The organism is Terriglobus sp. 2YAB30_2 (genome assembly GCF_052114765.1).
Taxonomy (GTDB): Bacteria; Acidobacteriota; Terriglobia; order Terriglobales; family Acidobacteriaceae; genus Terriglobus.
The window spans coordinates 148218-162528 of sequence record NZ_JBFRFJ010000003.1 but is presented as its reverse complement, the minus strand read 5'-3'; the positions used below and the strand labels follow the sequence as shown (position 1 = coordinate 162528).

Annotated in this window: 10 protein-coding genes; 6 read left to right on the top strand and 4 right to left on the bottom strand. The window is 57.1% G+C overall.

Annotation, left to right across the window (positions count from 1 at the left end; genetic code table 11):
• The first annotated feature begins 5 nt into the window (after positions 1-5).
• Both AB4Y89_RS06045 and AB4Y89_RS06040 read left to right on the top strand, forming a co-directional pair.
• Entirely contained in the window at positions 6-4754 is a 4749-nt protein-coding gene (locus AB4Y89_RS06045; RefSeq protein WP_442300007.1) for an RHS repeat-associated core domain-containing protein, read from the top strand.
• Between the two features lie 104 nt (positions 4755-4858).
• Entirely contained in the window at positions 4859-5752 is an 894-nt protein-coding gene (locus tag AB4Y89_RS06040) for a hypothetical protein (protein ID WP_442300006.1), read from the top strand.
• A 16-nt stretch (positions 5753-5768) separates the two neighbouring features.
• Here the strand turns inward: AB4Y89_RS06040 and AB4Y89_RS06035 are convergent, their stop codons facing one another.
• The 4 genes from AB4Y89_RS06035 to ygfZ are packed head-to-tail and all read right to left on the bottom strand — an operon-like array spanning position 5769 to position 9187.
• On the bottom strand, positions 5769-6722 hold the full coding sequence (locus AB4Y89_RS06035) for a bifunctional riboflavin kinase/FAD synthetase (RefSeq protein WP_442300005.1): 954 nt from the start codon (positions 6720-6722) through the stop codon (positions 5769-5771).
• A complete protein-coding gene (locus tag AB4Y89_RS06030) occupies positions 6719-7552 on the bottom strand; it encodes an MBL fold metallo-hydrolase (protein ID WP_442300004.1) in 834 nt (277 codons plus the stop codon). The genes AB4Y89_RS06035 and AB4Y89_RS06030 overlap by 4 nt, the downstream gene beginning before the upstream one ends.
• Before the next feature lie 4 nt (positions 7553-7556).
• Positions 7557-8192, bottom strand: coding sequence for a DUF1844 domain-containing protein (locus AB4Y89_RS06025; protein WP_442300003.1), 636 nt, complete (start codon positions 8190-8192; stop codon positions 7557-7559).
• 14 nt (positions 8193-8206) lie between these two features.
• The gene (ygfZ, locus tag AB4Y89_RS06020) at positions 8207-9187 is read right to left on the bottom strand and encodes a CAF17-like 4Fe-4S cluster assembly/insertion protein YgfZ (protein WP_442300002.1); all 981 of its coding nucleotides are present in this window, start codon (positions 9185-9187) and stop codon (positions 8207-8209) included.
• A gap of 56 nt (positions 9188-9243) precedes the next feature.
• On the opposite strand from ygfZ, the gene AB4Y89_RS06015 reads away from it, so the two are divergent.
• The 4 genes from AB4Y89_RS06015 to AB4Y89_RS06000 are packed head-to-tail and all read left to right on the top strand — an operon-like array spanning position 9244 to position 14307.
• The gene (locus AB4Y89_RS06015; protein ID WP_442300001.1) at positions 9244-10782 is read left to right on the top strand and encodes a hypothetical protein; all 1539 of its coding nucleotides are present in this window, start codon (positions 9244-9246) and stop codon (positions 10780-10782) included.
• A 5-nt stretch (positions 10783-10787) separates the two neighbouring features.
• Positions 10788-11651, top strand: coding sequence for an S-methyl-5'-thioadenosine phosphorylase (mtnP, locus tag AB4Y89_RS06010; RefSeq protein ID WP_442300320.1), 864 nt, complete (start codon positions 10788-10790; stop codon positions 11649-11651).
• A 48-nt stretch (positions 11652-11699) separates the two neighbouring features.
• A complete protein-coding gene (locus AB4Y89_RS06005; protein ID WP_442300000.1) occupies positions 11700-12641 on the top strand; it encodes a PfkB family carbohydrate kinase in 942 nt (313 codons plus the stop codon).
• A complete protein-coding gene (locus AB4Y89_RS06000) occupies positions 12625-14307 on the top strand; it encodes an ArnT family glycosyltransferase (protein WP_442299999.1) in 1683 nt (560 codons plus the stop codon). The genes AB4Y89_RS06005 and AB4Y89_RS06000 overlap by 17 nt, the downstream gene beginning before the upstream one ends.
• Positions 14308-14311 lie beyond the last annotated feature (4 nt).

The following is a 14311-nucleotide window of genomic DNA, read 5'->3' as shown; positions in this document are numbered from 1 at the left end:
CCACGATGAGAACCGCTCGCTTGTTTCTCTGTATCTACTTGTGCCTGGTTGCCGGTTATTCCTTTGCTCAGGACTACATCTATGCGACGGGCAATCCGGCGTTTGCCGTCAACATTCCTGTCGAGAATGGATTCATCAACATCACGAACGGGAATTTGCATATGGAATTTCCGCTCGCTACGCACAAACAGCGTGGTGCGCTTCAGCTTGATGAGCGGCTTGTCTACGACAGCCGGATTTGGAGAATACTCCCTCCCACTTCCGTCAATGGCATCAACCTGAATTACGGATTCTACCCAAGCAATATACCGAATGCTCCAGATCTTCAGGGAGGATGGAGGTTCGTCACAGGAGCCGAAACTGGCACTCTGGTGTATACCCTGGCCTATCCGTCGACCTCCTATGCTTGCGCCGGGGGGATGGGTGGCGCTCAAACCACCACTGTCTACAATGTCTCGTGGAGCGATCCTTCAGGGACTGTGCGAGATTTTGGCTCCGCTAGAGCAATTATTCAGGATGACTGCGCCGGCACGTATATGGATACGATCGGCCCCAATTACGCATCAGATGCCAGCGGTTACCTACTGAAGGCGGATGCAAATGGAAATCCTCTCATCCTGGATAACAATGGCAACCAGGTTTATCCCCAGGTAATCGATCGATTCGGCAACTATTGGTCCAGCGACGCCAACGGAAATCTCATCGATGATGTGGGAAGAACTCCCGTTATCGTAACTAAAAACGGAAGCGTTACTTATTACGACGTTCTTGCGCCAAATGGGCCGATCAGCAACAACGGCACACGAGTTCGCTACACGGTCACTACATCACCTGTTGACATCTTCACGCGGTTCGATCAACCTGCGGTTTCGGGGTGGGCGGGGACTTTTTATCCTGTGCAGAGCATTCAATTGCCCGATGGAAGCTCGTATTCCTTTACATATGACTCCTATGGAGAGATGAAATCGGTCACTTTGCCTACCGGTGGTGTCATCCAATACGGCTGGACCAATTTTCAGGATTCATACAACAACATGAATCGCTGGCTAACGAGCAGGACAGTTGGTTCCGACCCGGCGACGACATTCACTCCATCGGTCATCACGCAATGTGCGAGCAATGGAACGGGCTGTCAAGAAAAAGTGGTCGTCCACAAGCCGAGCGGTGACGAGACGGCTTACGAAATGACGCTAAACAATGGCGCCTGGAATACAAAGGTGTCAGTCTACACCGGCAGCGCGAGCGGTACCCCTATAGTCACAACTGCAAACGCATATTCCTTTCAGTGTTCCGGATGTGGTTCGAACTACATCACAAAATCGTCATCTGTCACAACACTTGACAATGGGCTACAAAGCCAACAGCAGTATGTATTTGACTCGCCGTGGCTCGGGAAGACAACCGCAGTTAAAGGATGGGATTTTTACGCTGGTAGTGCTCCTTCCACGCCAACTACGGAAACCCACTATGTGTATTCTGGCTTTGATTTGACGCAGGAGATAAGCTGCAATCCAGGCGAGTGGCCGGGCGGCTGGATAACCGCTACGATTTATGGATACACCAACACAGCTTCGCAAACGACAGGGATTCCGCAGCACGGTTCCAGTAATGCCGGCGGCCCATATCTCAGTTCTGTCGCAAGATGGCTCAACACCACTAACGGAACACTCACCACGAGCTATAGCTTCGACGATACGGGAACTCTCCTGTCTTCGACTGATCCGAATGGCACGACTACGTATGGGCATGATTCGACAAACACGTATACCACAAGTGTGACCGCCCCTACGCTATCGAGCGGGATTGTCCTTTCTACCGGTGCGGGATATGACGTGAGTACCGGTGCGTTGACCAGCACGACGGATGCAAACTCGCAGCCGACCACCTACAGCAACTTCGACGCATTCGGGCGAGCAAAGGAGATCGACTACCCGATCACTGGCGCCAAATCAACATTCACCTTTGCTGTCAATCAGACCAGTTCAGTACAGGCCATGACCTCGGGTCAGAACGCCGATACAGAGACATTGTTCGATGGGTTTGGCCGCCAGGGCAGAGTGGCGGTTTGGAATGGGCAGGGATCGAATCCTTGGTATCAAACGGATTATTGCTACAACTCTCTCGGTCAATTGCAGTTTCAATCCTTGAGCTATCAGGGAAGTGGCTGGTCAACCGCCAAACAATGTTCAGGTTCAGGCGCGAGCTATATGTACGACGCTCTCGGCCGTACCTCGACGATCAGCACGCCAGATGGCACCACCAGCTATCAATACACTGGACGTGCAGTGATGGTAACCGATGTCAGCGGCGTGAAGAAAATAACCCAGACTGACGCCTTGGGAAGAGTCGCAGCAGTCTGCGAGGTTTCGAGCACCGTATACCAGGGAGAAAGTGGTGCCCCACCGGACTGTGGTCTGGACATCCCCGGTTCGGGATATCTCACGACCTATACCTATGATCTTGCGAATCGCAAGACCACGATCACGCAGGGAGTGCAGCAGCGCATCTTCCAAACTGACTCGCTGGGCCGGACCATCTATACCAAGGAGCCGGAGCGCGGCGAGACGACGTACAGCTATACCTACAACTCGACGGGTCTGCAAGTGACTCGGACTCGGCCCCGTGCTAATCAGACCAGTGCCAGCACCAGGACCAACACGGTGACCCAATACGACAAGGTGGGTCGTGCGCTTTCGGTTAGTTATGATGATGGGACTCCCACGAAGACCTTTATTTATGACGTCAGCATGAACTGGGCTAATACGACCCAAACAAACCTGAAAGGACGGCTTTCGCTCACCTCCGTCCCCGTATTAGGCAACGTGGCAGAGTCAAATTTCAGTTATGACGCCATGGGAAGAGTCACTGGCCTGTCGGAGTGCACTCCATCGGGATGCAACTGGTCACCAAGTTATAAGCATATGACGTTTGGTTACGATTGGGCCGGAAACCTCACCTCATGGGGCGACGGTGCGACTGGCACGATTGCTTATAGCCATTCTCCTGCGGGCGAGGTCACATCGATCACCAATCAGACTTATAATGACGCGAACAATCCTTCCAACCTGGTATCGAACGTTCAGAACGGTCCATTCGGGCCGATTCTGTACGACCTCGGTAACGGAGACACGATTCAACGCTGGTACGACTCCATGGGGCGGCTCACAATGCAGGTCGGCTGCAATACACCGAGCAGGACCAACTGCTACAGCAGCCAGTTCTACGGAACCTGGTTCGCGAAGACGGGCTCGCGGGTGACGACTACATGCGAGACAGGCCGCTGCTTCAACTATGGATATGACGAGCTGAACCGGCTCACCTTGGCTACTGCCACCACCGGCTCGTCGCAAACCTACCAGTACAGCTATGACCGGTATGGCAACCGCTGGCCTGCGGTCTCATCGCCATCGGGAAACAATCTGAGCTACTCCTTCAACAGCTCCACCAACCAGATTCAGGGACTAACCGGCGCTTCTTACGATGCGGCTGGGAACCTACGCAACGATGGGCTCCATATCTATACTTACGACGCGGAAGGCAACATCACGCAGGTAGACAGCGGTGCGACCGCGCAGTATACCTACGATGCGTTGAACCACCGGGTGCGAACGCAGACCAGTAGCGCCACCTACGAATGGACCTACGACTACGCTGGTCGGCGTATCACTGGCTGGTACCAGCCGGGTGACCTTGCCACCCAGGGCCGCATTTACTGGGGTAATCAGCGGATCGCTTACCGTGCCTGGAATGGCAGGACCTACTTCGATCATCAGAACCCGGTTGGAACGGAGCGGTTACGAACTGATAACACCGGCGCGGTTGCAGCAACCTACGTCTCCGCTCCATGGGGAGACGAGTATTCCGCCAACGAAATCAGTCCCCAGGGCGATGGGCAGGACAACCTGCATTTTGCGGGTCTCGATCACGATGCGGAGTCTAATACCGACCACGCCATGTTCCGCCAGTATTCGCCGACCCAGGGCCGATGGATGAGCCCCGATCCGTACGACGGAAGCTATGATGACTCCGATCCGCAGAGCCTCAATCGTTACGCCTATGTTGGGAACTCGCCGCTTACGGAGATGGATCCGACTGGACTCGATGGAGTAGGGTATCCCGGCGGGGCGGGAGGGTGCCTGGGAGCCGCGGTGACTCTCGGGGGCAACGTCGGAGCGGATGCGAGTTGTGCTTTTGGTTTCTTAATCCATTGGTTAGCCGGTGGCCCGAAATTTAAGGGAAGTCTCCAACCTCGACCAAGCAATGGGAATTGGGATGAGCAAGGAGCGTATCACCACGGTCCATACTCCAGTATTGCTTCCATGATTGGAGATGTGGGCGGTTTGAGCACGCCTGGATGCGAGTTCGGGGCTTGCGGAAGCGGTTTTGCAGGACCGGACGATATAGAACTACACCATATATTTCCGCAACAGTTCGCAAACTGGTTCAGAGGTCATGAAATAGATATTGGCAAATATTTACTTCCGCTAGCAAAGGCGTCGCACCGGCTCCGCTCCGGTAACGGCGTTCATACGAAAGCAGGGGGAGACTGGAATGGGACTTGGGAAAGATGGATTGAAGAGAATCCAACTGCAACCCCTCAAGAAATCTTGCAACAAGGGACACAAATGCTTCGTAATTTCGGTATTGGAGGTGGGCGAGTGTTGTCAGATTTCATCATTATTGTGAATCCCTGCTATAACCACCCTTTTGCTTCTTATTGCAATAATGGAGGAGGCGGTGGTGGTCAGATTTAAACAGTAGTTCAAAATGAAAAATGCCTTGAGAGGCGTCATCAGATCTATCTGCGAGATGATGGGAACAAACTAACGGAGATTCTTGAGGATGATTGCATAGTTGTATGCTGAATTCCGCTATTCGCGAACTTGCGGCATCTAGTAGCTCAGCTCGTATTGCTGCGGGCCTTTTTAAAGAAACCGTCCAGATTTGGGATCTGAACTCCCGAGAGATAATATGCGAGTTTCCCACTGTCTTTTGTTCTGGTGCCGGCAATCTTTCAATTTCCCCGTTCGGGGAAATTTTGGTGACCGGCTTATCTAAGAGTCTCGGCAAAGTGGCCGCTTATGACATTCCAAGTGGCGGAAAACTCTGGGAACAGAGGGTCGTTTACCCCAGTTCGCTAAGTTTTCACCCATCTGGAAAGTCGGTCTTGTGTACCAAAAATGGGCAATCAGTATTGCGCTTCGATATTCATACCGGCGAAGTTATCGAGATTATCGATGATGCCGAACGTTACGTCGAGGAGGTATCCGGAGACGCGTTGCGGATACCGGCGAAAGGCAACCATCGCCAGAATTTCCTTATCGGAAGTGGCCAGACTCACGTCCTAAGCGGATTTGGTTCCATTATTTTGGATGCACGATTTTCGCCGGATTCGGTCTGTTTTTCCGAAATGGGCGGCGTTGTTCGCTGTTTCAGTCGCTCTAGTGGAGAACTTCGATGGATTTTTGAACCGGGTGCGGGCAGTCAAATTTCACGACTTCACTACAGTCGAAAGAGGAATGCTTTTTTCGGTGTTTTGTGGAAGTTTGAAAAGAAGACGAGCAGAACTCTTTTGAAGTTCGATCCGGAAACTGGAGCGCACGAAGACGTCTGTGAATTCGATGCTTGGGAAGTCCTTTTTATGGAAACGATGAATCAGCTTGTGACATCAGCAGGTGAAATTTGGGATTTATCGAACGGTGCTCTTCTCGGTCGGCTCGGCTTCCCACTGAAAGAATATCCAGACTGCTAATGGGAGTTCGGGCTTGCTACTGCATCAACCGTCGATAGCCGCGCAGAAAGCGCTGTGCCCGACCGATGTCTTTGCCGATCTGTGCTTTCAGGGCTTCGGGAGACTCCCACTTCATCTCAGGCCGGAGGTGCTTCAGGAAGGTAAGCCGCAATGGTGTCTCTTCGGTCATGTCCACGGGAAGGAAGTTGAAGAGATGTGTCTCGACGGCATAACTGTCCGGGCCAAAGGTTGGCCGGTTGCCGGCGTTGGTCACGCCTTCGAAGATAGGACCTTCTTCGCCGATCTGCAGCGTGGTGACATATACGCCGTTGGCGGGAAGCAACTCGCTGTACGGCGCCAGGTTGATGGTGGGTACGGCATACTTCGTGCCGTATCCACGGCCCCTGGCAGGCGTGCTGCAGATGCTGTAAGGCCTTCCCAGAAGGACACGCGCAGTGGAGAGGTTTCCTGCAAGGATGAGCTGGCGAATGCGGCTTGAAGAAATAATGCCGCCGCGCAGAGGCACCGGTTCGTAGATCCTTGCCGAGAAGTCGAGTTCGTTGCCTAGCTCCGCCAGTCGCATCACATCGGCCTGTGCCTGGTAGCCGAACCGAAAGTTGCTGCCGACATGTACTTCGGTAGCACGCAGGCAGTTGCAGATGACTGTTGAGATAAAAGTCTCGGCAGAGGTCTGCGCCAGCTCCTGCGTAAACGGCAGAACGAGCGTTGCATCCAGGCCTGTGGCGGCGAGCAGCCGCAGTTTCTCTTCGATCGGCGAGATCATCCTCGTCGGCGAGTCGGGCCGCAGAATGCGCACCGGATGAGGATCGAAGGTGACTGCAATCGACTTCGTGCCGGATTCCCGGGCACGCGCAATAATCTCCGAGATCACCCAGCGGTGGCCGCGATGGACTCCGTCAAAGTTGCCGATGCTGATGATCGAAGGTCCGAAGTTCGCCGGAACCTCGGCAATGGAGCGGAAGATCTTCATTCCTTGCCCCCCGCAATCCTGCCCTCTGCGGTTCTGTCTTCGGCAATCTCGAAATCGAGGCACATGCCGTCGTGGGACATACGGATGTGTGGCGGCAGTTCGGCGTTGATGGCGTCGTGGTCCAGGTCGTGCGAGATATGGGTGAAGAACGCCCGCCGCGGCTTGATGCGTTCCACCAGTGCGATGGAGTTCTCAAGGTTCGAGTGCGAGGGGTGCGGCGCACGGCGCAGGGCATCCACGATCAGGACGTCGAGGTCCTCAAGCAACGGAAAGCTTTCGTCAGGCAGGGAAGAGAGGTCTGTCAGGTAGGCAGCCTTTCCAAAACGCCAGCCCGTGATGACCTGTCTGCCATGCTGCACCGGGATACGTTGGAAAACCGCTCCGAAGAGTTCGACCGTGGTGCCGGGATCGGTGCTGATGCGGTGCATCTCCACACGCGCAGAGGTCATGTAGCGATCCTGAGTGCGGAAGGTGTACTCGAAGATGCGTTCGATAACGCTTGCTGTCTCATCGTCGGCGTAGAGCGGAATGGGATTGGCAAACGACAGCGGACGCAGGTCATCCATGCCGAGAACGTGGTCGGCATGGCCATGGGTGTAAAGCACGGCGTCGACCTGGGTGACCTTCTCGCGTATCGCCTGGAAGTGAAAGTCCTGGCCGGTATCGATCAGCACTGTCCGGCCGTTATAGTCCAGGCGAACGGAAGCACGGGTGCGACGGTTGTGCGGCCGTGTGCCATCCATTGCGGAGGTGCACACGGCGCAGCCGCAACCAAGCGTCGGCACACCCATAGAGGTGCCAGTGCCGAGAAATGTAAGGGTCGCCTCCATGCCACTAGCGAACGATGCGCGGACCTCCGCCCGGCGGTGGAGGTAGCGGAGACTCAGGCTGCCGAGAAGCCTGACGGGCCAAAGCCTGCGTAATCTCCAGGAAGGCCATACGTACTTCGAAGAGAGCGTTTTCGAGCATCCGTGATTCGGCCTCGGTCAGGTTGCCTTTGCTCTTCTCCTGCAGCACGTTCAGCATGTCGATCGACTGGCGTGCGCCCAGAATGTCGACCCGCGCCTGCTCGCCTTCGGGTGTTCCGCCGCCGAGCTGCATGATCGCGGTCATATAGATGGACTGCACCAGGCGGTCGAAGTTCACGGGCGGCGGCTGTTCCATGCCCGGGTTTGCGGCGCGGATAGCCGTATCCAGACGCTCGGCGGTCGCCTCATAGGCTGCCTTCGAGCGTTCTGCCTGCTCTTCCGTAAGCTTCGGCAGCTCCTGCTCGTCGGCTTCTGCGGCCTCCGCGGCCTCAGGTTCCGCAGCCGGCTCAGATTGGGGAGGCTCCGGCATTGCCGTGACAGCAGCCTTCGAGGCCCCCTCCTGCTCTTCTTCGTGAGGACGTTCAGACTCAGGCCGCAGCTCTCCTTCTGTGGTGAACTTGCGGCGATCGTTGACAACAAACGGGGTAACTTTATCTGCCATAAATAAAATGCCTTCTATTTGATGCGGAAGGGAAGCGGTGACGACGTCAGAGCGCCCCCTTCGTAGGTAAGCGCCTGACCGCGTTCCACGGCCTCGCGGCGAATAAATCCAAGAGCGATATTCAGATCGGAGTCTACGCTGGTCAGCTCGCCAACCGAGGCGCCGTCGGCCAGAATAGCCGTTCCGGCAGCGGGGACAGAGCCGCTGAAACGGAAACCGGCAAAGGTGCGATGCACATTGCCACGGGAGCGGATGCGCTCCACGATCTCCTGTCCCAGGTAGCAGCCTTTGGTGAAGTGCAGGGCGCGAGCCTGTCCGGTCTCCTGCGGCAGCTCCTTCTCCCGCAGATCGCGGCCAATGGCCGGAACGCCTTCCAGAATCCGGAGAGACTCGATGGCGTTGTCATCCGCTTGGGGAAGAGTATTGAGAGCCTCTGTAAGCTGTGCGACATTCGCCGCCCACAGCTCGAAGCGCGGCGTGAGTGGGCTGTACCGAGCGACAACCCAGACGATTGAGCCTCGCCATTCGAAGGCGCGGGTAGAGACAGGCGCAATTCCGGCCACGTCCAAGCCGATTGCGGCCAGGGCCTCTGCGGCTTTGGGGCCGGCAATGCCCAGCCCCTGGTGTTTTTCGGAGACGTCTTCCAGCTCCACATCATCCATGATGATGAAGTGGTCGAGAGCCGCCATGAGCGCCGGAATGCGCTCGCGGGCGGTCTCCAGCAGAATCTGATCTTCCAGCAGAAATGCTGTGGCGTCGTGCTGGATACGCCCCTGGGCCGAGAGCAGGAAGTTGTAGCAGCCTTCTCCGGCCTTCAGATCGCGAATGTTGTTCGTCAACATGCCATTCAGCCAGCGAACTCGGTCTTCGCCGCGAACCGCGATCCGCCCTTCTGCGTCCAAGGGATAGATAGCCGCCATGGACAGGAGTGCTTTCAGGGCGAGATGATGGTCCACTGAAAGCGCCGGAGCTTCGTTGTGTGCAAGTGTGCTCATAAAACGGCGTCTATCCTAAGTATACGTTTCGTTGGATGATGGGAGACTCCCGTTTGATGCGCCACCCGTACCGCGCTGTTTTTGCTGTTACCGTTTCACTTCTGCCGCTGGCTGCGTTTGCCCAGACCCAGACGCCCGGACCTCCTCCGGGTACCTCCGATGCCGGGAAAAAACCGGAAATCCACATCACCCCCAAAGAGGCTGAGGAGCTCTTTAAGAGCGTGGACGAGATCCAGGGGTTTGCCGCCAAAGACTCCGGCCTGCGTTCCAGCCGCCCGGTGAAGAAGGTACTCATCACCCGCGATGCGGTGACGAAATACCTAAAGCAGAAGTTCGACGAGGACGAGGGCGCCAAGCGCATGGAGCGTAGCGAGATCGTCCTGAAGAAGTTCGGTCTGCTCGACCGTGACTTCGATCTCAAGCCCTTTCTGCTGAGCCTTCTGACCGAGCAGATCGCGGGTTACTACGACAACAAGACCAAGACCATCAACCTGTTGGACTGGGTAGATGCCGAGACCCAGAAGCCGGTGATGGCGCATGAGCTGACGCACGCGCTGCAGGACCAGCACGTCGACCTCACCAAGTGGGGCGACCAGGGACTGAAGGACATCGCGAAGAACGCGCAGCAGGACAACGCTCACATCAAGAACGATGAGGTCGACACGACGCGCGAGGCTGTTCTTGAGGGGCAGGCGATGGTTGTCTTTGTCGACTACTCCATGAAGGACACGGGCCGCACGCTGGCGGATGTTCCCGAGGAGCTGATGGGGCGCATGAAGGATATGCTCAGCGGGACGGAGAGCTCGCCGGTGCTGGCGCGCGCTCCCCTCATCCTGCAGCAGAGCCTGCTCTTTCCGTATGCAAATGGCCTGACCTTCGAGCAGTCCATCCTGCGCCGCTCCGGCGTTCAGAAGGCCTTCACCGGCGTTCTCGACGATCCACCGGTGAACACGTCGCAGATCATGCATCCAGAGACCTACGTGACAAAGGCTCCGCAGCCGCTCATCCATCTGGCGGATATCCATCCGCTGGTCGAGAAGGACTACACCCCCTACGATGTCGGCGTGCTTGGGGAGTTCGATGTCCATATGCTTGCCGAACTCTTCGCAGGACCGCAGATGGCCGATGCTCTGGCTCCGGCCTGGGCCGGAGGCGTCTACTACGCCGGGCTCAAGAAGAATGCCCCGGCAACGACCGGCAATCTGGGCCTGCTCTACTACTCGCGCTGGAAGAATACTGACTCGGCGGAGAGCTTCCAGAAGCTCTATACCGCGCAACTGGCGCGCAAGTACTCAGGTCTGCAGCGTCGCAAGGATGACGAGAAAGAGGGCGAGGAGGTCTACTCGACCAGCGAGGGGGATGTCCTGGTCTCGACCATGGGCTCCGGCATCTTTACCAGCGAAGGATTTCCGTTAGATCTGGCCCGTAAGCTGCGGGATCAGATCACCTCCAACCAGGGCGAGGGCCCCGAAAGGCTGGCGTTGCAGCCGCTCTCGGCTCCTCTGGTCACAGGGTTCGCCCGCCTGGGGGCGATGAAGGCAGGAATCCACGCTGCTGAACGATATACTCAGAGTTTGGCCCCAACAGGAGAATGAACGCGTTGCAGCAGGCAGAGATCGGCATCATCGGCGGCAGTGGACTGTACTCCATGCCCGGCTTTACCAACATCCGCGAAGAGAAGATCACCACGCCCTTCGGCGATCCAAGCGATCCGCTGGTGCTGGGGGAACTCGAAGGCAGAAAGGTCGCCTTCCTGGCCCGCCACGGGAAAGGACACCGCATTCTGCCGACGGAGCTGAACTTCCGCGCCAATATTTATGCGATGAAGCAGCTTGGCGTGGAGCGCATCCTTTCCGTCTCCGCGGTTGGCTCGCTCAAGGAAGAGCATAAGCCGACGGATTTCGTGATTCCTGACCAGTTCATCGACCGCACCTTTGCCCGGACGTCTACCTTCTTCGGTGACGGCATCGTTGGTCACGTCGCCTTCGGCGACCCCGTCTGTGCCACGATCACGAAGGCCTTTGAGTCGGCCTGCAAGGAAGTGGGTGTGGTGGGCAAGCACGGCGGAACCTACGTCTGCATGGAAGGGCCGCAGTTCTCCACCCGCGCGGAGTCCAACCTGTATCGCTCGTGGGGAGCGGATGTGATCGGTATGACTAACCTGCAGGAAGCGAAGCTCGCCCGCGAGGCGGAGATCTGCTATTCCACGCTGGCGATGGTCACCGATTACGACTGCTGGTTTGAAGGACATGATGATGTCACCGTCGATCAGATCATTGCGGTGATGCATACGAATTCGGCGAATGCGGCCAAGGTGGTTAAGGCGGCGGTTGCGGCCATGCCGACCGGCGAACGTACCTGTGCCTGCTCCTCGGCGCTGAAGTACGCCGTCATGACCGACAAGAAGGTTATTCCCCCGGCCACACGCGCCAAACTTGCGCTGCTGCTCGACAAGTACGAATAAGATCCCTTGCTACAAATAAGATCCCAGATCTAAAGAGGAACAAGAACATTGGCAATTCTGGTAGTAGGCTCCGTCGCCTTCGACAACCTTGAAACTCCCAGCGGTAAGCGCGAGAACGTTCTGGGCGGTGCGGCGACGCACTTTTCTCTAGCCGCCAGCTTCTTTACGCCGGTCCGGGTCGTTGGTGTCGTCGGCGAGGACTTTCTTCCCGAGCACGAAGCTGTGCTCACCTCCAAAGGCATCGATGTCGCCGGTATTGAGCACGCCGCGGGTAAGAGCTTCCACTGGACCGGCTCCTACGTCGAGAACCTGAACGAGGCGAAGACGCTGGCGACCGACCTGAATGTCTTCGGCACCTTTGCTCCCAAGATCCCTGACAGCTATCTCAACAGCGAGTATCTCTTCCTGGCGAACATCGATCCGGTATTGCAGTTGCAGGTGCGTAAGCAGTTGCCCAAGGTGAAGATGGTTGCCGGCGATACCATGAACTACTGGATCGCCGATCATCGCGCCAACCTGGAAAAGGTCCTGAAGGAGCTCGACGTCCTGCTCATCAACGATGGCGAGGCACGTATGCTGGCGGGCGAGCCGAACCTGCTGCGGGCCGCACGCGAGGTGATGGAGATGGGGCCGAAGGCCCTGGTGGTGAAGCACGGAGAGTATGGCGCCACCGCCTTTTTCTGTGATCGCAGCTTTGTGGACACGACGCACATCACGCTGCCGTTCCGCGCTCCTGCCATGCCACTGGATGAGGTTGTGGATCCGACCGGCGCCGGCGACTCATTCGCCGGCGGCTTCTACGGCTACATCGCATCGCAGCCGAAGCTCACGCCCGCAGTCTTCCGCAAGGCGATGTTCTACGGCGGCGTGATGGGGTCGTTTGCCGTCGAGCGTTTCGGGACCGAGCGTCTGCAGCACACGACGAAGGACGAGGTGGAGGAACGCTTCCGTCTCTTCCAGGAGATCTCACACCTTGAGCTTGAGGCGTAAGTACAACGAACAGCCGCGTCAGGGGAATCGTGACGCTATCCCCAATGATGAGGGGACCATTGCCGCGCGCATGGCCATCAAGCCGGCGAAGCGTGAGGAGATGTTTCCCATTGCGCTTGCGTCAATGATCCTGGCCTTTCTGGCAGTACTCATCTCGGCTTCGCGCGGATACCTTCTGCTCTACGGCGACGCAGTGGCTCATCTCGCCATCGCGCGTCGCATCATCGATTCGGTGAATCCGGGGCTGCCGCAGATTGGCAGCGTCTGGCTGCCGCTGCCGCATCTGCTGCTGGTGCCGTTCGTCTCCAAGATAGAGTGGTGGCAGACAGGCACAGGTGGGACCTGGCCTTCCTTTGCTTTCTACATTCTTGGCAATGTCGGCTTTTATCGTCTTGCCCGCCGCATGCTGCCAGGTCATTGGGCCTTTGGCGCGACGCTGTTTTATGCATTGAACCCGAACCTTCTCTACCTGGCAACCACTGCCATGACAGAGCCGCTGTTCCTCGCGATCTTCGTCTGGTCGACCGTTGTTGTGATGGAGTGCATCGACGCTATTCGCGACGAGCAGATCCGTGTGGTCAAGGCCAGGCTCATTGCCGCCGGCATCCTGTCTGTACTCTCGGTCTACACACGCTACGACGGCTGGATCCTTGCCGCGTGCGTCTGGCTGATGCTGACTATCTCGCTGGTGAAGAACAAGCGTGTCTTCGAGCGGGTGCGTGTCGCCTTCATCATTCTCACCGTGCTGACCGTGTTGGCTCCCATCGGCTGGATGGCGCACAACTGGCGCTACACCGGAGATCCGCTGGACTTCATGCGTGGACCGTACTCGGCCGCTGCCATCGAGCGCAAGACAGCTCCTCCGGGGCAGCACTATCGCGGCTGGCATAACCCCGCCTGGGCACTGCTCTTCTATACACGGACCGCGCAGGTGGATGCCGCTGCCTGGGAGACGGGCTTCCTGTTGATGGCGGCTGCAATTGCCGGCACCTGGATGCTGTGGAAGCGTGGGCTGGCGCGCGCGTCGGTCCTTCTGTGGATGCCGCTGCCCTTCTATATCTATTCGGTCTCATTCGGATCGGTGCCGATCTTCATTCCGCAGCTTTATCCGCACTCGTACTACAACGCGCGTTACGGCATGGAGCTGCTTCCGGCGTTGGTCGTCTTTGCCTTTGTCGTAGTTGCATGGTTCGAGAACCGTCTCATCCGTACCCGGCCCGTGCAGGCGGTTTTCCTGCAGCCCGCGGTGATGGTGCTTGCGATCGCGAACTGCGTGGCCATGACATGGTTTACGCCGCTGGTATTGAAGGAAGGCATTGTTAACTCGCGCACACGCGTTCCGTTTGAGACCTCCATTGCCCGCGAGCTTCTGGCTATGCCGCAGGGGCTGCCGGTGATGATGTACACCTCAGACCATGTTGGAGCCATTCAGCAGACCGGAATTCCGTTGAAGCAGTTCATCTCCGAGTCGGACTACGACAGCTTCCATCGGGCTCTTGCTGAGCCGGCGAAGTATGCTGCCTATGTGGTTGCTATCGACAAGGATCCGGTCTCGGATGCAGTCAAAAAGAACTCCAGCAACCTGAAAGAGCTGACTGTGCTTTGTACGACAGGGCAGCCCTGCGCCCGGATCTACGAGTCACAGATCTATCAGCCGAAGAAGTAGAGAG